Source organism: Bradyrhizobium sp. LA6.8, assembly GCF_040547935.1.
Taxonomy (GTDB): domain Bacteria; phylum Pseudomonadota; class Alphaproteobacteria; order Rhizobiales; family Xanthobacteraceae; genus Bradyrhizobium; species Bradyrhizobium barranii.
Genome location: NZ_JBEPQQ010000005.1, coordinates 452,191 through 470,935, shown reverse-complemented (window position 1 = coordinate 470,935; position 18,745 = coordinate 452,191). Strand labels below are relative to the sequence as shown.

Annotated in this window: 15 protein-coding genes and 1 pseudogene; 5 read left to right on the top strand and 11 right to left on the bottom strand. The window is 60.7% G+C overall.

Going from position 1 to position 18,745, the window contains the following annotated elements:
- Positions 1–2: 2 nt before the first annotated feature.
- Genes leuC through ABIA90_RS25875 form a run of 7 tightly spaced genes read right to left on the bottom strand, consistent with a single transcriptional unit; the run spans position 3 to position 8,230 of the window.
- Positions 3–1,382: a 3-isopropylmalate dehydratase large subunit gene (leuC, locus tag ABIA90_RS25905; RefSeq protein WP_502916648.1), complete on the bottom strand. Its 1,380-nt coding sequence runs from the start codon at positions 1,380–1,382 to the stop codon at positions 3–5.
- On the bottom strand, positions 1,379–1,888 hold the full coding sequence (locus ABIA90_RS25900) for a MarR family winged helix-turn-helix transcriptional regulator (RefSeq protein ID WP_354119662.1): 510 nt from the start codon (positions 1,886–1,888) through the stop codon (positions 1,379–1,381). The genes leuC and ABIA90_RS25900 overlap by 4 nt, the downstream gene beginning before the upstream one ends.
- On the bottom strand, positions 1,885–3,021 hold the full coding sequence (locus ABIA90_RS25895; protein ID WP_354119663.1) for an ABC transporter ATP-binding protein: 1,137 nt from the start codon (positions 3,019–3,021) through the stop codon (positions 1,885–1,887). Before ABIA90_RS25895 ends, ABIA90_RS25900 begins: the two co-directional genes overlap by 4 nt.
- A gap of 41 nt (positions 3,022–3,062) precedes the next feature.
- Positions 3,063–4,073: an ABC transporter substrate-binding protein gene (locus ABIA90_RS25890; RefSeq protein ID WP_354119664.1), complete on the bottom strand. Its 1,011-nt coding sequence runs from the start codon at positions 4,071–4,073 to the stop codon at positions 3,063–3,065.
- A 19-nt stretch (positions 4,074–4,092) separates the two neighbouring features.
- Positions 4,093–5,820 carry an ABC transporter permease gene (locus ABIA90_RS25885; protein ID WP_354119665.1) on the bottom strand — a complete coding sequence of 576 codons (1,728 nt, stop codon included), beginning with the start codon at positions 5,818–5,820 and terminating at the stop codon, positions 4,093–4,095.
- A gap of 51 nt (positions 5,821–5,871) precedes the next feature.
- Positions 5,872–6,426: an ABC transporter permease subunit gene (locus tag ABIA90_RS25880; RefSeq protein WP_354119666.1), complete on the bottom strand. Its 555-nt coding sequence runs from the start codon at positions 6,424–6,426 to the stop codon at positions 5,872–5,874.
- Positions 6,427–6,454: 28 nt separating this feature from the next.
- Positions 6,455–8,230 (bottom strand): peptidoglycan DD-metalloendopeptidase family protein, encoded by a 1,776-nt coding sequence (locus ABIA90_RS25875; protein WP_354119667.1) that lies wholly within the window; start codon positions 8,228–8,230, stop codon positions 6,455–6,457.
- Positions 8,231–8,903: 673 nt separating this feature from the next.
- Here ABIA90_RS25875 and ABIA90_RS25870 point away from each other — a divergent pair.
- Entirely contained in the window at positions 8,904–10,484 is a 1,581-nt protein-coding gene (locus ABIA90_RS25870) for a winged helix-turn-helix domain-containing tetratricopeptide repeat protein (protein WP_354119942.1), read from the top strand.
- 419 nt (positions 10,485–10,903) lie between these two features.
- Here ABIA90_RS25870 and ABIA90_RS25865 read toward each other — a convergent pair whose 3' ends face one another.
- Positions 10,904–11,191, bottom strand: coding sequence for a citrate/2-methylcitrate synthase (locus ABIA90_RS25865; RefSeq protein WP_354119668.1), 288 nt, complete (start codon positions 11,189–11,191; stop codon positions 10,904–10,906).
- 399 nt (positions 11,192–11,590) lie between these two features.
- Here ABIA90_RS25865 and ABIA90_RS25860 point away from each other — a divergent pair, with 399 nt between their 5' ends.
- Positions 11,591–13,030, top strand: coding sequence for an autotransporter outer membrane beta-barrel domain-containing protein (locus ABIA90_RS25860; RefSeq protein ID WP_354119669.1), 1,440 nt, complete (start codon positions 11,591–11,593; stop codon positions 13,028–13,030).
- Between the two features lie 554 nt (positions 13,031–13,584).
- Here ABIA90_RS25860 and ABIA90_RS25855 read toward each other — a convergent pair.
- Positions 13,585–13,872, bottom strand: coding sequence for a hypothetical protein (locus tag ABIA90_RS25855; RefSeq protein ID WP_354119670.1), 288 nt, complete (start codon positions 13,870–13,872; stop codon positions 13,585–13,587).
- A 284-nt stretch (positions 13,873–14,156) separates the two neighbouring features.
- Here ABIA90_RS25855 and ABIA90_RS25850 point away from each other — a divergent pair.
- The 3 genes and pseudogenes from ABIA90_RS25850 to ABIA90_RS25840 form a co-directional block, all read left to right on the top strand.
- Positions 14,157–14,398: pseudogene (locus ABIA90_RS25850) on the top strand (SOS response-associated peptidase family protein); the annotation flags it as partial.
- A 2-nt stretch (positions 14,399–14,400) separates the two neighbouring features.
- Positions 14,401–15,036 carry a dimethylarginine dimethylaminohydrolase family protein gene (locus tag ABIA90_RS25845; RefSeq protein WP_354119671.1) on the top strand — a complete coding sequence of 212 codons (636 nt, stop codon included), beginning with the start codon at positions 14,401–14,403 and terminating at the stop codon, positions 15,034–15,036.
- A gap of 163 nt (positions 15,037–15,199) precedes the next feature.
- Complete coding sequence (locus tag ABIA90_RS25840) at positions 15,200–15,628, top strand: cobaltochelatase CobT-related protein (RefSeq protein ID WP_354119672.1); 429 nt, start codon at positions 15,200–15,202, stop codon at positions 15,626–15,628.
- On the opposite strand, the gene ABIA90_RS25835 is transcribed toward ABIA90_RS25840, so the two are convergent.
- The gene (locus ABIA90_RS25835; RefSeq protein ID WP_354119673.1) at positions 15,600–16,634 is read right to left on the bottom strand and encodes a tripartite tricarboxylate transporter substrate binding protein; all 1,035 of its coding nucleotides are present in this window, start codon (positions 16,632–16,634) and stop codon (positions 15,600–15,602) included. The genes ABIA90_RS25840 and ABIA90_RS25835 overlap by 29 nt on opposite strands.
- 22 nt (positions 16,635–16,656) lie before the next feature.
- Entirely contained in the window at positions 16,657–18,744 is a 2,088-nt protein-coding gene (locus tag ABIA90_RS25830; RefSeq protein ID WP_354119674.1) for an acetate--CoA ligase family protein, read from the bottom strand.
- Position 18,745: the final 1 nt, after the last annotated feature.

Sequence of the window (18,745 nt, the reverse complement as noted above, 5' to 3'; positions counted from 1 at the left end):
GATCAATCCTTCATGTCACGGAAGTCACTGATGACGCCGCGAATGGCCGACGCGGCGGCTATCGCAGGACTGGCCAGATGGGTTCGTGCACCCGGCCCCTGGCGACCGACGAAATTCCGGTTCGACGTCGAGACCGCGCGCGCGCCGGGTGGAACGGCTTCGCCATTCGCGGCAAGACACAACGAGCAGCCTGGCTCGCGCCATTCGAATCCGCTCTCCTTGAAGATGCGATCAAGGCCCTCGGCTTCGGCCTGCTGCTTGACGTTCTCGGAGCCGGGCACGATCCAGGCCGAAACATGGTTCGCGACCTTGCGGCCCCTGACGATAGCGGCGGCGATGCGCAGATCGGAGATGCGGCTATTGGTACACGATCCGATGAAAACCCAGTCGACGTTCAGCCCGACAAGCGAGTGCCCGGGAATGACGTCCATGTATTGCGCCGCATTCCGGTGCGCCGGCGACGTCGGTTCGGGGACGATGCCGTCGATATCCATGACCTGCGCAGGGCTCGTGCCCCACGTGATCTTCGGCTTCAGCCGCGTAATATCGACCGTGACTTCGGCGTCGAAACGCGCGTCGGGGTCTGACGGGAGCTCGCGCCAGGCGGCAAGCGCCTTGCTCCAGAGTTCGCCCTTCGGCGCAAATTGCCGCCCCGACAGATAGTCGAACGTCTTGTCGTCAGGCGCAACCATACCGACCTTCGCGCCGAGCTCGATCGACAGGTTGCACAGCGTTAGCCGGGCTTCGACGTCGAGCGCCTCAATCGCGTTGCCCGCATATTCGACCGCATAGCCATTGCCTCCGGCGGCTCCAAGCTGTCCGACAGCGGCCAGAATGAGGTCTTTGGCCGTAATACCCTCGCTCAGGTCGCCGACGAACGTGGTCCGCATCGTCCGGAGTTTCGCCTGAACGATCGTTTGGGTCGCCAGCACATGCTCGGCTTCGGTCGAGCCGATTCCGAAGCTCATGGCGCCTACGCCGCCATGAGTGCAGGTGTGACTGTCCGCGCAGACGACGACCGATCCCGGAAGACTGATGCCAAGCTCGGGGCCGATCACATGCACGATCCCTTGCCCCGCGTGGCCGATGTCGAAAAACCTGATGCCCGCCTGCGCGACGCCTTCCCGTAACGAGGCGATGGTGCGGCGCCTGTTGTCGGATGTCACGGGCCGGCCAGGCGCCGTCGAAACCACATGATCGAGCGTTGCGAAGCAGAGGTCCGGCTGGGAAACGCTTCGTCCGCTGTCCCTGAGGCGCGCGAGAACCGGCCCCGATCCATCGTGCAGCATGTGCCGATCGACATGCAGAAGCGAAAAGCCGTCGCCCAGATCGGCGATCTCGTGCGATCGCCAGATCTTCTCGTACATCGTCTGCCCGCTCACGACTGCGCCTCCATGTCGTCGTTTTCTTCCAGGCGGGCCGAGACGTGCGCGATGAGGCGGTCGAGTGTGTTCCAGAGCTGGTCCCGCTCGTCCTCCGACAAGACGCGAAGCAGATTGGCCTGCCGTGCCTGCGCGAATGGAAGGATCTGCCGATAGCGTGCGCTGCCGGCGGCCGTGGTGCGGATCACGACGGCCCGCCTGTCATCGGGGTCCGCCGTGACCGAAATCAGTTTGCGCTGCTCGAGTTTCTTCAGCACTCGTCCGGTCAGCGCTTTGTCGCTGCCGAGCTCGATTGCGAGGTCGCTGGCGGCGCAGGGCTGCTGCTCGACGATCGCGGCCAGCATGCGCCATTCGGTCACTGGAATGTCGAACGCCTCCGGATAGGCCTTGGCCGAGAACCGCTTCAACATGCGCGCCAGGACGTTGACCTTGGCCGTCAGGAAATCCGGCGTGGAAAGGGTGTGACCATCCTTCGGAATCCGCCGCCATGGGCTCTGGGTTTTCATAGCGCAGTCTCCGCTGCGGAGACCGCCGCTGCCGCGGCTGGGATCGACCATGTGTCCTTCAACGAGACCGACAACGTCACTTCGTGATCGACGCGGATGTCGTTCTCCGGCGGCGCGTCGACCGTGAACGCGATTTTGCCGACCCGAACGATCAGAGTGCGGCGAAATCCGCGGAAGACGTTTTTCTCGACCCGGCCGCGCCAGCGGATATCCTGGTCCCCCGATACCGAAGTCGGATCCGCGTCGGCGCGAATGCTTTCGGCCCGCACGATAACCGAGACGCCGGCGCCTTCCGCGACATCGCTGGCCGATTGAACCTTGCCGGACCAATCGTCGCCGCGAACCTCGAGAACACGGGATCGCGTCCCCGGCCTGGACGCCACGACCGTCGCGGGTATGATCGTCGATGTCGTGCAGAATTCCGCAACTTTCAGCGTGGAAGGCCGGAAGTAGATGCTTTCCGGCGTATCGTCCTGGAGGATGCTGCCGCTCCGCATCACGATGATCCGATCCGACAGCGCCATGGCCTCTTCTTGGTCGTGAGTGACGAAGATGGTCGTGATGTTGAGGCGCTGCTGCAAGGCCCGCAATTCGATACGCATCTCGTCGCGCAGTTTGGCGTCGAGATTGGACAACGGCTCGTCAAGAAGAAGGACGGACGGCTCGAACGCGATGGCGCGCGCAATCGCGACCCGTTGTTGTTGGCCGCCGCTGAGGAGTGGCGCGGGACGCTCCGCATAGGCGGTCATCTGCACGAGATCGAGCGCACGCATCGCCTTGGCCCTTACGTCCTCTCGCGTCAGACGGCGCAGGCGCAGCGGATAGGCGACGTTGTCGAAGACCGTCATGTGCGGCCAGATCGCATAGGATTGAAAGACCATGCCGGCATTGCGCTTCTCCGGCGGCAGGAACAGCGAACGCGAGGGGTCGCTCACGATCTGATCGCCGATGGAAATGACGCCGCTGGTATTGGACTCCAGGCCTGCGATCATGCGCAAGGTCGTGGTCTTTCCGCATCCGGACGGACCAAGCAGGGTCACGAACGCCCCGTTGGGGATGACGGCCGTCACATCCCCCACGGCATTCACGCCCCCGAAGCTGCGACCGACGTTTTTCAGCTGAACACTTGGCAAGCCCAATCTCCGAAATGAACGGCGGGTTCGATCGACGACACTTACTTGTAGATGTCGTTGGCGAGTTTCAGGTCAGCATCGATCCTGGCGGGATCGCTCGTTCCCATAAGCTTCGCGGTGACGATGTCCTTGACATCGGCAGGTATCTTGCTTTCCAGGCCCTTGACGGTCGGAACCCGCCCGGACCGCACGTAGACGAGTTGCGCCTCTTCCGACAGGAAGAAGTTCAAGAGCAGTCGCGCCGCGTTGGGATGCGGAGCATCCTTGACGGTTGAAAGGTCGAATTGCGCATAAACGTCGCCTTCTACGGGCGTAATGCCTGCGATCGGCAGGTTCTTGTTGAGAAGAAGATCGGGCAGCGAGAACGGGATGTAGATCGCGAATTCGCCTCGGGCCACGCGGCGGGCGTTCTCGCGAACGGTACGGCTGAATTGCGGCTCCTGCGTTGCGAGCTTTTCGTGGAATTCACGCCCGAAATTTGCGTAGGTGGTCGCAAACATCGTCGATCCGCCGCCGAGCGAGCGCACGTCGTCCGCGAGAATCTTGCCTTTCCACTTCGGGTCGAGGAGATCCTTCCAACTCTTCGGGCGCTCGCTGTCCTTAACAAGCCGCGTGTTGACGGCGATACCGTAGCCCTGAATGTAGATCGGCAGACGCGCGTCATCCTTTTCGACATCGTCGCGCAGTCGCCCAAGGTCGGGCAGGCCGCCATACGCCGCGAGCACGCCCTGGTTCTTCATCAGCCATAGCGTGCCGGCCCCGTTCAGGATCACGTCGGCGGCAATCCGTTTGGTTGCCTGTTCGGTGCGGATGCGTTCCGCCAGGTCGCTGGCGCGCAGGTCGAGTATCTCGACGTGGATGCCATACTTTGCCTCGAACATCTTGGCGACTTCCGGATGGTAGGGCACGCCGACATGTCCGCTGTAGAGCGTGACCTTCCCCTCAGCCTTCGCCGCCTCGACGACCTTATTCCATTCGGGTGTCTGCGCAGCCGCAGATGCCAACATCGCAACCGCGAGAATTGCTGCGGACAGCCTTGTTACCCAGCTCATCACGTTCCTTACCCCCGGCTTATGTTCGCGAAGCGATCCATCGCTTCACCATGATCAGGTGAAATCCACGAAAGACGGCGACGATCGCCAGCATCAAGACGGCGATCGCACTGACATCCTCTGCCTTGCCCTCCTCCCACAGACGCAGCACCGTGACGGGAAGAACTTCGTTGCCGACGGAATAGAGCAGGACCGAAGCGCTGAGCTCGCGAAAGATCATGAAGAAGGTCAGGATCCAACCGACCGAAAACGACGGCATCGTGAGCGCAACGACGATCTTCCTGAAGGTCAGTGTCCAGCTCGCGCCGTGAACGCGCGATGATTCCTCGAGATCGTGGGATAGCTGCGAAAAGGCGGTGCTCATGGTCCGCACGCTGAGCGGCGTACCCAGCGACAGGTATGCGAGCAGGAGAGCCCACAGCGACCCGTAGATTCCGATCGCGTGAGGCAGGATGGCGAACCCCCACAGAAAGCCGAGCCCCAGCACCATGCCGGGCATCATCCATGGCAGCCAGGCAATGAGGTCGATGAAATGCCGCAGCGGAAGCTTGGTGCGCGCGACGATGTAAGCGACGATGCTGCCGAGGATCATGGTCAGGGTCGCGCCCACCACGCCAAGCACCGCGGTGTTGATCGTCGAACGCCAGAACAGATCGTTATGCAGGACATCGTGATAATGGCTCGTGGTGAGCATGTCCCAGCCGTAGAAGCCGTAGTACTGCGAGAACGAGCTGACGACGAGCTGAAGCACCGGGAGTACGGTGAAGACCAGCACATTCAAGGCGCAGAAGGCGAATGCCAGCCAGCGCAAGGACTGGAGCTCGATCGGCCGCGGCGCGAACGCCTTTCCCGAGATCGTCTGGAAGCTGCGGCCGCGAAGCGCGCGCCATTGCCAGGCGACCAGAAGCGCCATCAGGGCGATGACGGCAAACGACAGCGCAGTCGCATAGGGATAGTTCGGCGTCGCGCGATTGTTGATGGAGTCGTAGATCTCCGTTGTCACGACGTGAATCCCGGCGGGGCTTCCGAAGAAGAGCGGCGACTCGAACGCTTCGATGCCGCCGATGACGGACAGGATGGCGACGCTCGAAAGCGCCGGCAACATCAGGGCCAGCGTAATCTTGCGGAAGGTCTTGAACACGCTCGCGCCGGACGTGCGGCTGCTTTCCTCGAGCGATGGATCCATCGACCTGAACGCCTCGACCAGAAGGATGAAGGCGAACGGCACCGTAAACTGCATTAGGTGCCAGACGACGCCGCCATACGAGTACACGTTCACGATCGGTGTCGTAGCGCCCGTCAGCGCCTGCCACACCTGGTTGATCGAGCCGGCGGTCGGATTTCCGAGCATCGCCCAGCCCATCGCGGTCAGGATCGGGGGAATGAAGAACGGAAGCCCGATCAGCAATTCCAGGATGCCGCGTGCCGGAACGTCGGTCCGCGAAATCAGCCACGCGAGGACTGTCGCCGGGATCAGGCTGAGCACGGTCTTAAGCAGCGACATCCCGATGGTGACCGCTAAGATAGACAACGTATGAGCGTGGAAAAGCGCGAGGTAACCCGAAAAATCGAGCGTGCCGGCCTGTCCCGGCGGCGCGCTGCTGAGGCTGCCATAGAGCAGCGTGCCGATCGGATAGAGCGTCAGCGCCGCCAGCACACTCGCCACTGCGAATGACGCGGCACCACGGCCGGGCCAAACCCTTCTCTGCACCGACGGAAGGCGAATGGGGACGGATTGAATCGACACGGCGGCGCATCCATGGTTGCCCGCTGGCGCGGACTTTAGTGGACTTATCTACTATATAGTAGATAAGTCAACCATCTTGCGCGACGATGGTCTGTCGATCCGTGGTACGGCGGGGCCGATGATCCGCCAGATGATCGCGAGCTCGCCAGCCCCTTCGAGTCTCGCCGCCTCGAAAAGCTCGTTCGGCAACGCAGCGACGACATTGCGCAGAAACAGCATCGCAAAGCCGGTCTGAAACGCCGTGTGAAATATGATCAGCGCCCAGATCGAATCGTAGAGGCTCAGCGAAAGCAAGATGCGCAGCGTCAGCTTCTCGACCGTCTCTCCCGTCGTGCCCAGCGAAACGATGTGACAGGTGATCAGGGCGGTATGGATTCCCGGCCAGTCGAGTAGCGTGAAGGTGATGTAGCAAAACATCGCGGCGGCGGTCGTTTTCGGCGCGTAATGCAGATGCTCGGGATTGGTGAAGGCGTCGGGCAGAAAGAAGCCCAACTTTGCCTCTTCCGGCGATGGCGGCGGCAAATCCGGCAAGGGCGCTTCGGCAAAGCGCGCCAGCGCCCCCTTCATTTCGGCCCGGATCGCCGCCGCCGACGGCGACAGCGTCACGCCGGCCAGCGAATTCCGTCCGCGCGCTCTAATCTTTAGCTACCGACGCTTTCCGAAGCAGGTCGATGCGATCGCGCTCCTTCTGGAATTCGCTGAGGACTGTACCAACCAACACGCGTCCAGAGCTCGGCTGAGAACGCAGTGGATCGACATCGCGTTTGTTAACGCGCAGTTCGTAGTAGAGATGCGGACCAGTCGAAAGACCGGTCGATCCGACGTAGGCAATCGTCTGCCCCTGACGCACGCGATCACCGACGTGAAGGTTCTCTGCCGTGCTGGAGATATGGGCGTAAGTCGTCTCGTATCCGAAATCATGACGAATGCGGATATACTTCCCGTAGCCCCATTGCTGATCGATCTTCTCCACGATGCCGGCACCAGCCGATACAATAGGAGACCCAAGCGGAGCGGCATAATCGACGCCATCATGGAAGCGTCGCTCGCCCAGGATGGGATGAACGCGCCAGCCGAAGCCATCTCCCAGCCGAGCAGCTGCAACCGGCTTCCGTAAAAACGAACGGATCAGCGAACGGCCATTTTCGTCATAATAATCGACGCTGTCATCATCCAGGGTCCTGAAACGATAATAAAGACGAGTGTGGCCCTGCGCCTTGAGCGCGGCGAAAACCAATTCAGGGTGGCCGGTGCTATCGGAACTGTAGAGAATCTCGACACTGTCATCGGCCGCCGTCTGCGCCACCAGATTAAAATCGTGAGCACAGATCTCGATTAGCTCCTCTACCATGGGTAGCCCAATCAAAGCTGATCCAACCATTCCAAAAAGGCTATTCCGCAGGAGCATGTTTGAAGGGCGACGCAGATCCCATGCGACATTTACTTCGCCTTCAACACGCGGAGGACGGCGATCCTCAGCATGAGGCGTAACAGGAACGTAGCGGCCGTCATCGTTTAGCGCCGCAGCAAGTTCAGGCCGTCCTTCGCGCTTGACGCCAACGCGTAAAGGCCGCGACGACGCGCGGTCTTCACCGAAAACGACGGTGATCCTTTCTCCACCAGCGAAAGCCGTGCGACGAAAGCGTGACCGTATCGTAAGCAACGCGGCGAGTGCGCGGTGGTCCTCAGCGCCAACTCCAAGGACATCAAAGATGCGATCGAGCGTATCCCCTCCACGAGCCACGATTATACGACGCGTCTGGGACTTGGGCACAGTTGTTTTGGGAACTACAGTTAGATTGACCGCTTCGCCAAGCGATGGATCGGACGATATTTCGATGTCGTCAGCTACCGGCGCAAAGGCTCGCATGTGAGACGGTAATGGCTCCGGCTTCGATGCTCCGAACATAATTTCTTGAGGCAATAGCGAAACAGGCAAACTTGACGGCACGGGCTGAGACTCGCGCGTGTTTTCGTCCCCACTCTCGGCTGCTTGCGCATGGCTAAGCGTCCCTTCGAGGGGCACGATCACATGCGTGAAAAGTCGGGTTCCGATACTGGAGCCGTCAATTTGCTCGACACGCATGTTGATGACCTCGTCCGGATTCTGGGCCGGGTCAGACAGAACATGATCCGTCGGCTCAATGGTTCGTTGAAGTACCGGCACATCGGCAAGGCGAACGCCGACGATGGCCTCCCCGGCACCAAAAATCAGAACGGCAGCGCTCCCGAGCAAGATGGTCAGCGCGGTCAGCCATCTGAGTGATTCTCGCTGATGAAAAAATCTATTAGGCCCGAGTTCGATATTCAGCGGCGGGTTATGCCGAGCGAGATTAGCTGGCCGTGCAGATTGCTTCGAGTTTCGAGATTTAGCGCGCGAAGGTCCGTGACCAAAACCGATATCAAGCACTCTGCCCCGCCCCGCAATCCAACAAAACCTGTGATTTCAGGCTTTAGCGTCGATGTTATGTTATAACATCGCGGCGTTTGGGCGAGATTATGGCGCGCTCACGCTCATCCGTTCGTATCGTGCGATAATGGCAATCATACCTCCGCGCACGCGTAGCTAGATTTCAGTGAAGTGCCTGGTTAATCGCGTCCGCAATCCCACGCATCGCCTTATCGGTTGGATGGAATCCCATGGGACAAAACTTAGCGGTGTCGGGGGCATCGTCCAACCGAATACCCAGGGCTCGGCCGAACAGATATCGTGCCCCTTGGTGACCTCCGAAGCTTCCACGATTGTCGCCCCCGAGTGTAGGGCAACGTCGAGCGTGATAGCCTTTAGAAGGTCGGAAAGTGAACGGCCCTGGTCGAGTTCGCCTGTTGCCCAGGCGACATTCGCCGGAGGATGGTCGAGATGGGTCAAAGGCGACATAAGTGAATGGCGCCCGCGGCGTCCTCCTAGGGGGCAAAAGCTGACGGTCGGCAAGCAACGCTACGAGATCAGCTTAGGGCCAAAAGCGGAAATATCCAGCGACCGCTCCGGACCTAAGAGGGGCTTCCTTCGTCACCAATAGGGGCCTATTTTGTCGCTGCAATTGTTTCAAACGCCTACGGTGCGGCGCGCAAGGAACGATGGTGTGCGTTATTATTTCGATCATTTCGTTCTCGACAACGACCGCCGAGAGCTACGGCGCGGTGCTGATGTGGTACCGACAACGCCGCAGGTATTCGATCTGCTCGACTATTTGATCCGACAGAGGGAGCGAGTTGTCAGCAAGGATGATATCATCGGGGTTGTTTGGAATGGACGCATCGTCTCAGATGCCGCGTTGACGACCCGCCTAAATGCCGCGCGAACCGCAATTGGTGACAACGGTGAAAGGCAGCGCTTAATCAAAACATTGCCGCGCAAGGGTTTCCGTTTCGTTGGCACAGTGTCCGAAGGGCAGAAACTCGCGACTGCGTCGACCGGCTCGACTGTGGACGCAGGCGAAACGACACCAAGCTCGCTTCCGCGGCCTCGTCTTTCCATTGTTGTATTACCGTTTGCCAACCTCAGCGGCGATCCGGAGCAAGATTACTTCGTAGATGGCGTAACGGAAACCCTGACGGCCGACCTGTCACGCATCAGTGGCTCATTCGTTATCGGCCGACATACTGCATTCACCTACAAGGCCAAGCCGGTCGATTTGAAGCAGATCGGCCGCGAGTTGAACGTCCGGTACGTTCTTGAAGGTTCCGTGCAACGCCGCAACCACCGAGTTCGCGTCCACGCGCAGCTCATCGATGCCCAAACCGGTGCGCATTTGTGGGCCGACCGCTTTGACAGACCTGTGGCTGACCTGTTCGACCTGCAGGACGAGATCGTATCGCGGCTCGCACACGCACTGACAGCCAAGCTGATAGCGGTAGAAGCGCGGTTGGCAGAGAGGTCGGCGCATCCCGACGCAATGGACCTGACCTTTCAGGGCATAGCATGCTTGCACGAGGCAACCACCGCCAAGCAGTTGATTGAGGCGCGCGGCTTTTTCGAGCGTGCATTGGCTATCGAACCCCGAAGTGTCGGAGCATTGCTCGGTGTGGCAGTGAGCGATTTTCGAATGGCTTCCAGCCTGCTGGCAGACGACCGTATAGCGTGCTTTTCGGCTGCTGAAGCGAAGGCTATCGAAGCATTGTCGATAGCGCCCGACCATTCATCGGCTCACATGATCCTGGGTAGCGTCTATATTTATACCAACCGTGCGGTCCAAGGGATCGCCGAGTGCGAACAGGCATTGCGCCTCAATCGCAATGAAGCCTTCGCTCATAGTTCCATGGGCTTGGCAAAATACTACCTGGGTCGGCCTGCCGAGACCGAAGGCCATATACTTGATGCCCTTCGTCTCTCTCCGCGTGACAGTGGCGCCGCCGCGTGGATGGCCCTTGTCGGGGTAGCCAAAATACAGCTCGGCATCGATGGCGAGGCCGCCGTTTGGCTACGACGAAGCATTGAGGCGAACCGCAATTTTGCATTTGGCCATTTTGGCCTAGCCGCTGCCCTTGGTTTGCTCGACTGTCTTGATGAAGGTCGCGCCGCGGTGAAGGCAGGGCTTGCGCTCGATCCGAACTTTACCATCCGGCGTGTCCTTGCAACACGATTGAGCGATAATCTAGATTACCTTGGCGGGCGCGAGCGGATTTGCGAGGGCATGCGCAAGGCTGGGGTGCCGAAGGGCTGATTGTCGGCTTTGGGTCACGACCGGCAATATTCTGGTTGAGCAGAGAATTCCTGCTTAAATCCCAACAGTCGCCGTACACGCCTTAGATAGGAACGACTCGTCAAGGCTCGCGTTTGCCTTGCCATCGATACTCTGCTTCGGAACGCTGACATGCAGAGGGAACTATGGATTGTGATAGGGGCTTTGTCCTCAATGGCTCTGGTCGCGAGTATTTGCGCTGTGTCTCTGCCGAAAGCTTCGTTCGACCACAAGGGTCTGCCCAGCTCCGATCCGTCAGTGCTTTTAGTGTCAGAGAACAGTCAGTATATGCGGAACGAGCGCTAAGGCGCGCTATACGGGGGTAGAAGCGGACATCAGCCAGGATAATCTCCGCGGAAAGCTTCAAAGATGGACCGTTGCTGACGTTCGGACCCGCGGCGTTATTCAATAGGAAGTGGCGGACCAACGTATCGCGACGCAGGCCGGATCATTCGACCCGTTTGCCTTTGCTCCATTGCGTGGGCCAGCCAGCCGACGACCCGAGCAATTCCGAAGGTTGGGGTGAACGCTTCTTGAGGTATTCCGCATGCTCGAAGGAGTAGAGCAGCGTTCAGCTCAAGATTCGGTTTAAAGCTTCTTTCTGGCTTGTGACGCGCTAACGCAACTGATGCCCGTCGCTGAAAGTCAGCCGCAAAGGCCAACTGGCCTTCGCCGATGACGTTCCTCATTGCTTCAGCAAGCAAGCTGGAAATAAAGCTATTGTAATGCGAATGCTACCGACTGTTGAGGCCCTGGTAGACAGGGCACGCCTCAGAGATCGTTGATTTCGCGAGGAACCAGATAAACCGCCCGTGCACTAAGTCAGATTCTGTGTGCATCAATGCAATTAGCCAATCGCAGGCTCTCCAGACTCGTGCGATCTGTCTAAAGATATACCTCTTTATAGCTCGCGCAGCGTCCGGCGAAACATCCTAAGATTGTGATGCCGCAATTGAGGAGGGTTCGCGATGCGAAGGCAGCCTGTGCCGCTTACTTCGGGCGACCTTTACCATCGTCAATTCGGGGCTGACGACAACCTGATAGGCAGCCCTAGCGCATCAACCCTATACGGTGATGCCGGCGGCAGCATGGTCGGCCTTTCCAAGGGAGGAAACGACACCTTCGATGAAATTGGACTGTCCAGCTACACCTTCTATGGCGACGTGGTCGGCAGTATCTTCGATTATGGTCGGGGTGGTGATGACACTTTCAACGGCCTTACATCGTCCGGTGTCACTGCTTACGGCGACGCGGGCGGGGAAATGTCGGATCACAGTAAGGGAGGCAACGATACCTTCGCGACTGGATTTGGCAGACAGCAGACGAATACGTTCTTCGGAGACGCCGGCGGCGCCATGTCGGGGCATGCTCAGGGCGGCGACGACACTTTCATAACCCAGACCGTACAGGGAGCTACCCACACCTTTTACGGCGACGCGGGCGGGGAAATGTCGGATCACAGTAAGGGCGGCAATGATAGCTTCCAGGGCTCCCGACAGGCTGACAACATCTTTTTTGGTGACACCGGAAGCGACATGTCCGCTCACGCCCAGGGCGGCAATGACACATTCACAGCCAGGACCGACTCTAGCAACTATTTCTACGGGGATGCTGGCGGCGACATGTCCGGCCAAAGCAAAGGCGGCAACGACACCTTCAACGGCGCCTTGTTCGCGACGCAGGTCTTCTACGGCGATGCCGGAGGCAACGTTTCGGGCCAAGCTCAGGGAGGCGACGACAGTTTTACGGGCTCGGGCGGGGCGGTAACGTCAAAGACCTTTTATGGCGATGCGGGCGGCGACATCTCCGGCTTTGCCAAGGGCGGCAACGACACCTTCACAAACGACGGCGGCTCCGAGGTGACTTTTTACGGCGATGCCGGCGCCGCATTGTTTGGCCACGCGCGAGGCGGCGATGACCTTGCGACGTTGCAGGGGAGCAAGAACTTCGCCGTCGGCGACGCTGTTACGATGTTCGACGCTGCTATCGGAGGTAATGACAGTCTAAGCGGCGGTGACAGGTCGCTGACTGATGTTGTAAATAAGCTCTATGGGGACGCTCAGGCCATGGGCGGTGCGACCCAAGGAGGCAATGATCTCATTGTCGGCGGCGAGGCGGTTGGTAGCGGCCGGGTCGATAACTTCTTATGGGGCGACGCGGAGCAACTTTCGGGTCGTGCCAAGGGAGGCAGCGATGTCCTCTACGCTGGAACCGCGGCGCCCGGTTGCACGGTCAGCAATGAGATGTGGGGTGATGGCCAACTGCGCGGCAATGCTCTTGGCGGTAGCGACACGTTCGTATTCAAAGACGATAGTGCAACGACGGTCGGAACGCAGAACGTCATCGGCGACTTCAGCCAATGCCAAGATGATAAGATCGCTTTCATAGACGTGGCGGGCGTGCAGTCGTTTGAAGACCTTGTCATAACCCGAAGTGGGACCAGCACGATCATCATCGCTGGAGCTGATCAAGTTGCGCTTGCAAACTTCACCAATTTACTGACGGCGAACGACTTCTTGTTCGCTTGAAAGTGCTGGCCTGTCTCTTCGGACCAAACCACAGGGAAAGTCCAGCGGCCGCGGCCGTAGTGACGCGATTGACCCGGAACGGACATTCTGAGTGTTGAAAGTCGCGCCTCAAGAGTTTCGCTAACTCGGCGGGTTGCAGGTATCAGCGCTGACGATGGCAATCGGTCTGACGCACAGTGTCTTCGTTCCACTAAATGGAACCATCGGCATTCTTCGAAGGTGCGCGAAACATTTTCGCATCCCTGTAACTTGAGTTAACGGGTTCAACCCGGAGCCCGTCAGGATGACGTCGCCTCGATTGCTTATTCCTTGTGGCTGCATCGGACCAAGATCTACGACAGAATAGCCCATGGGGTGTCTCCTGCAGATTGCAAGTGTTTCTTAGCACGGTCTGGTCGAGGGCACTTTGGGATTTTGCCGGCAGATGCCCGGCGTGTTTCCTGATTATCCGGCTCCGGCGGTGCGCAAAACCGACATGGGGCGCAAATTGAGCATGATGCGCTGGGGCATCCGCCACCACCGCAATCCCCTTTCGCCATCCGGGACACCGACCGTCAGGCAGCAGCTTTGTTCTTGATTGCACCAATGAGCGCAGTGAGTATGGCTCCGCCAGCGCCACCGGCAACTACTTGCGAGATAACGCCGCCGACAGTCAGATTACCCGACTGGGCTGCGGCTACGACCGATGGCAGTAACAACGCCACAACCTGCCCGAGAACCCCGCCTCCGACCAGACCAGAAATGACGTTACCAGCGGTCCCAAGATCAAATGTCGGCGATGACTTGCCTGCGCCAACGCCGCCAAGCGCTCCTGCAACAAGGTTTATCAAAATCTGCTCCATTTCGATCTCCTGTGATCTGCAGCATTGGTAATCTCACACAAAGACGAGACGGCTCCGACGCGGGGTTTAGGGGGCGAGCGTCGGAGCCGTCCCGCTCCGCCGACCGCTCGCGTGCGGGTAGTCGATCCAAATGGTCGTCGGTGGGGTTGTAGCAAGCGGCAGGATCGCCCAACGACCATTGATTTATGTCAACGCACTAAGGCAACCGAGACCACGGTCGGAGCGGCTAATAGCCGAAGCGTATGCCAATCGCCATAAGACTTGGGCTTGCGGCATCAGCGTAAAAGGATGTGGTCTGGTTCGTACTGAATGAGCAGCGTCTGCTGTTTGCCTTCGCTGGCATCTGGACGACGTTCAGCGGTGATCGCGGCACGAAGTCGAAGCCGGTGCCGGGGCCGCATCAGGTCTACGGGTTTCTCACGACATCGCCCAACGCGGTGGTCGAGCCGATCCATCCAGGGCGATGCCGGTGATCCTGACGACCGACGAGGAGCGCGACGTTTGGATGCGCGCGCCGCACCAGGAAAGATGAAGAGCGTCTATACCCATGACAGTGTCATCGCCGTGGGCGGCGGCGCCATCGTCACACGCCTCGGCCCGCCGATCCGCCGCGGCGAGGAGCTGCCGGTGACCCGGACGCTGGCCAATCTCGGAATGCCGATCCTACGGACGATTTCCGACGTCGGCCTGATGGAAGGCGGCAGCTTTGCCTTCATCACGCCCAAGTTGGCCGTTGTCGGGCTGTCGAGCCGGGTCGACGAAGAAGGCGCGCGCCAGCTCGAGGACGTGCTGCGCACCCAGGGCCTCGAGCTGCTGCGCGTTCACCTCACCGGATACCGTCTGCACATCGACGGCATGTTCGTGATGATCGATCGCGACACCGCGTTCGTGAACCCGACGCTGCTGCCGTTCTGGTTCCTCGAAAAGCTCAAGGAATTGAAGATCCGCCAGATCGAGGTCTGCCCCGACGACCAGAATTGGGTGATCAATTGCCTTGCGGTTCGTCCCGGGCACGTGATCGTGCCGGAAGGAATTTCGCCGCGGACCATGGAGAAATTCGCCAAGGCCGGCGTGACCACCCGCGTCGTCGCTTACGACAAGGTCGCACTCGGCGGCGGCGGCATCCATTGCTCCACCCCGCCGTTGATCCGCGACCCGCTCTGACGACGGGTCGAGAACCGACCAGCCGGTTCCCTTGCGGGCGCACAGCGACGAGCGTGCGCCCGATCCGCCGAAAGCCGATTCGGTTTCATGACCGCGCGCTGGAAGGGCGGCCGGAGCCGGAAAAAATGGCTGAGCGACCGCCAGCCGCCCCCATCCCGGGCGATTGAACGACCTGCTGCACATCATCTATTGCGGCGCCGGCGAGACGTTGAGCGCGCGACACTGCGCCGCGATGCTGCGGCCAGACCTCGTCAAGGAGAATATCGACGGCGAGGCCATCGAATGGGCCGCGTGGCGTTTACGCCGGCGCGAAGAAAGGCGGAAACATCTGATCGTGCTGTCCGACGGTGCGCCGGTCGACGATTCCACATTGCAAGCGAATGGCGACGGCTATCTGAACCACCATTTGCGTCGCGTCACCGTCGAGATCGAGCAGGCCGGCGACATCAGACTTGCGGCGATAGGCATCGGCCATCCGGTCGAGCCGTATTACAAGGAAGGCATCACCATCAGCTCTCCTGAAGAGTTGGAGAGCACACTGATTCAGCTCATCAACCGGCTACTTATTGCACCTCGATGTTCGCGTCCTTGACCAGCTTGCGCCAGCGGTCCTCTTCCTGCCCGACATAGCGATCGAGCCCTTCCGGAGAGCCCCCAACCATGATGAGGCCTTCGTTCGCCTCGAGTTGCTTGAAGCCACCGGACTGAACGGCCTTTGCGACCGCCTGATTCAAGCGTGCAATCACGGGACCGGTTGTCTTGGCCGGAGCGTACAATCCGTACCACGACTCGGCGGCGTAGCCGGGCACCCCCGCCTCCGCGACGGTCGGCAACTGCGGAAACGCGGTCGAACGCTCGGCGGAGGTGACCGCCAGCGCCCGGAGCTGGCCCGCCGCCACCAGCGAGGCCGCGCTTGCCACGGTGGTAAACATCACGTCGATCTGCCCACCCAGGAGATCGCTGATCGCAGGCGCCGCGCCCTTGTAGGGCACCGCCGTCATCTTGACCTTCGCCATCGCATTGAACAGCTCGCCAGCGAGATGAGCCGAAGTGCCGGTGCCGAACGTACCGAAATTGAGCTTGCCCGGATTGGCCTTCGCCTCGGCGATCAAATCGGCGATCGAGTTGATCTTGGATGTGGGGTTGACGACAACGATATTGAAGGATCGCGCGATCAGCGAGACCGCCGCGAAATCCTTGTGCGGATCGAACGGCAGCTTGTTGTACAGGCTCGGGTTGACCGCGTGTGCGAAGGTCGCCATCAACAGCGAATAGCCGTCGGGCTCGCTCGTGGCCACAGTCTGGGTTCCGATGATGGTACCGGCGCCCGGCTTGTTCTCGATGATGACGGATTTGCCGAGGTCCGTTTGGATGTCCTGCGCTGTCGTTCGCGCGATGATGTCGGTCCCGCCACCGGCCGCGAAGGGCACCACGATCTTGATGATCTTTTCGGGATATTCGGCGCGCGCCGGCGCCACTCCCAGTCCCGCGACCACCGGCGAGGCGGCATAGGCGAGGAGGGCGAGGTTCAGCCATCGCCGCGCGGCGAAGCCCTTCCCGCGAACGCCGTCGTGATTGATGATTTCGCCAATGGCCATCTGGAGCTCCATCCGATTTCGTTCAGACATTGAGAACAACCAATCCGTCGGCCGCCTTCACGCCCTGGCTCGCCGGCAGCACAAACACCGGGTTGATTTCGGCTTCGGCGAGGCGGTCGCCGAGTTGCGCAACCATGCGCGAGAAAGCGACGATCGTTCCTGCAAGCGCTTCGACATCGCATTTCGGCCGTCCCCGAAAACCGTCCAGCAACGGCCATGTGACGAGATCGCGCGCCATCGCGCGGGCCTCGGTCAGACCGAGGCCGCCTTCAGGTGGAAGCAGACGCATCGTCGTGTCCTTGAGCAGTTCGGCGGTGACGCCGCCCATTCCGAGAAGGATCGCGGTGCCCAGGGGATCGCGATGCATCCCGAGAATGATTTCAACGCCGCCCGAGATCATCTGCTGAACCAGGAACCGTTCGGCTCGCTTCCCGGTCCTGGCCGCGACCTCCTCCGCCATCACGCTCAGGCGGCCGCCAATCGTCTCGGCAGTCAGGTTGACCGCGACGCCGCCGACATCGCTTTTGTGCGCAATCTCGCGCGAGAGAATCTTCAGCACGACCCGGCCACCGAGGTCGCGCGCCGCCTGTTCCGCTTCGCCTGATGTTGCGACCACCTTCTCCGCCACGATCGGAACGCCGAAACGGGCGAACAGGGCCTTGGCCTGTGCCTCGTCCAGCGATCCCGCCGGGAAGTCGCTGATATCGGCCGTCGTCTCGATCGAGCCGGATGTCTGGACCTGTTCCGGCAGTCCGGCCTGCAAGAGCCCATCGAGCGCAGCGGCGCAGCTCTCGGCGGACGTATAGGCCGGGACGCCTCGCCGAGTGAGGACGGAGACCACGTCGGGCGCGTAGGGACTCACATAGGCAATGACGGGCTTGTCACTCATCGGCAGGCAGTCGTGGATGGCATCGGCCATCAGAGTCGGCGATCCCACGGCTGACGAGCCGACAATGATGGTGAGCGCATCGTAGGAGGGACTTGCGAGCAGGATGCGGATTGCGGCGCGAAGCAGATCCGGCTGCAGACCGGCCAGCGTCACGTCGATCGGATTACGATCGAGCGTGGCGTGCGATCCCGACTGCAAGGCGCGCAATTGCGCGGCCGTCTCAGTGTCGGGAGCGGGTGTCGCAAAGCCGGCGACGCCGAGACTGTCGGACACGATTGTGCCGGCGCCGCCGGTCGAGGTCAGGATCGCCACACGCCTGCCGGACAGCTTCCGTCCCGCCGCAAGGGCCGCGGGAATGTCGAGCAGGTCATCGAACGTCTTGGCGCGGATCACGCCGAGCTGCCCGAACAAGGCGTCGTACATGCGGTCGGAGCCCGCAAGCGCCCCGGTGTGCGAGACGGCCGCCTGTGCACCCGCCTCCGATCGCCCGATCTTGAAGGCGACGACGGGTTTGCCGGCGCGTCGCGCCTTGAGGACCGCCTGGCGAAAGCGAGCCGGATTGCGGATCGCCTCGATATAGAGCGCAATGACCCTGGTCGCGCTGTCGTCGGCAAGAAAGTCGATGAAATCAGCGAGCTCGAGATCGGCTTCGTTGCTGGTCGACACCAGCTTCGACAGCCCCACCCCGCGCGCGGCGGCGCGCGACAACAAGGCCCCGAGAATGCCCCCGCTTTGCGAGACCAGCCCGATCGCGCCGGTCGGGAAGTGATCCATCGCCAGCGCGCCGGATGCCGAAAGCACGATATTGTCGGTGAGATTCACCAGGCCGATCGTGTTCGGCCCGAGCAGGCGCATGGATCCGGCGGCTTCCATGAGCTGCTTCTGGCGTTCGGCGCCTTCTGCCCCGGTTTCGGTGAAGCCGCTGGCAAGAACGATTGCCGCGGCCGCGCCCCGCTCCGACAATTCGCGCACCGCGATATGCGCACGCTCGGCACCGAGCAGGACGATGCCGACATCAGGCACATCAGGCAGCGAAGCGACGTCGGCGTAGCAGGCCAGACCGCCGATTTCCGCGACCTTCGGATTGACGGGATAGATCTCGCCCGCAAAGCCGTGCTTCTGGAGATAAGAGACCGGTCGCCCCGCCGTCTTGGTCGGGTCCGCCGATGCACCGATGATTGCGACGCTGTGCGGCCGGATCAGGCGTTCGATGGCATCCATC

Coding starts and splice junctions, on each gene's coding strand:
- ABIA90_RS25900 (WP_354119662.1), bottom strand. CDS start 1,888: ATGAAAACCCAGAGCCCATGGCGGCGGATTCCGAAGGATGGTCACACC.
- ABIA90_RS25890 (WP_354119664.1), bottom strand. CDS start 4,073: ATGAGCTGGGTAACAAGGCTGTCCGCAGCAATTCTCGCGGTTGCGATG.
- ABIA90_RS25865 (WP_354119668.1), bottom strand. CDS start 11,191: ATGAGGAACGTCATCGGCGAAGGCCAGTTGGCCTTTGCGGCTGACTTT.
- ABIA90_RS25860 (WP_354119669.1), top strand. CDS start 11,591: ATGGTCGGCCTTTCCAAGGGAGGAAACGACACCTTCGATGAAATTGGA.
- ABIA90_RS25855 (WP_354119670.1), bottom strand. CDS start 13,872: ATGGAGCAGATTTTGATAAACCTTGTTGCAGGAGCGCTTGGCGGCGTT.
- ABIA90_RS25845 (WP_354119671.1), top strand. CDS start 14,401: ATGAAGAGCGTCTATACCCATGACAGTGTCATCGCCGTGGGCGGCGGC.
- ABIA90_RS25835 (WP_354119673.1), bottom strand. CDS start 16,634: ATGGCCATTGGCGAAATCATCAATCACGACGGCGTTCGCGGGAAGGGC.
- ABIA90_RS25830 (WP_354119674.1), bottom strand. CDS start 18,744: ATGGATGCCATCGAACGCCTGATCCGGCCGCACAGCGTCGCAATCATC.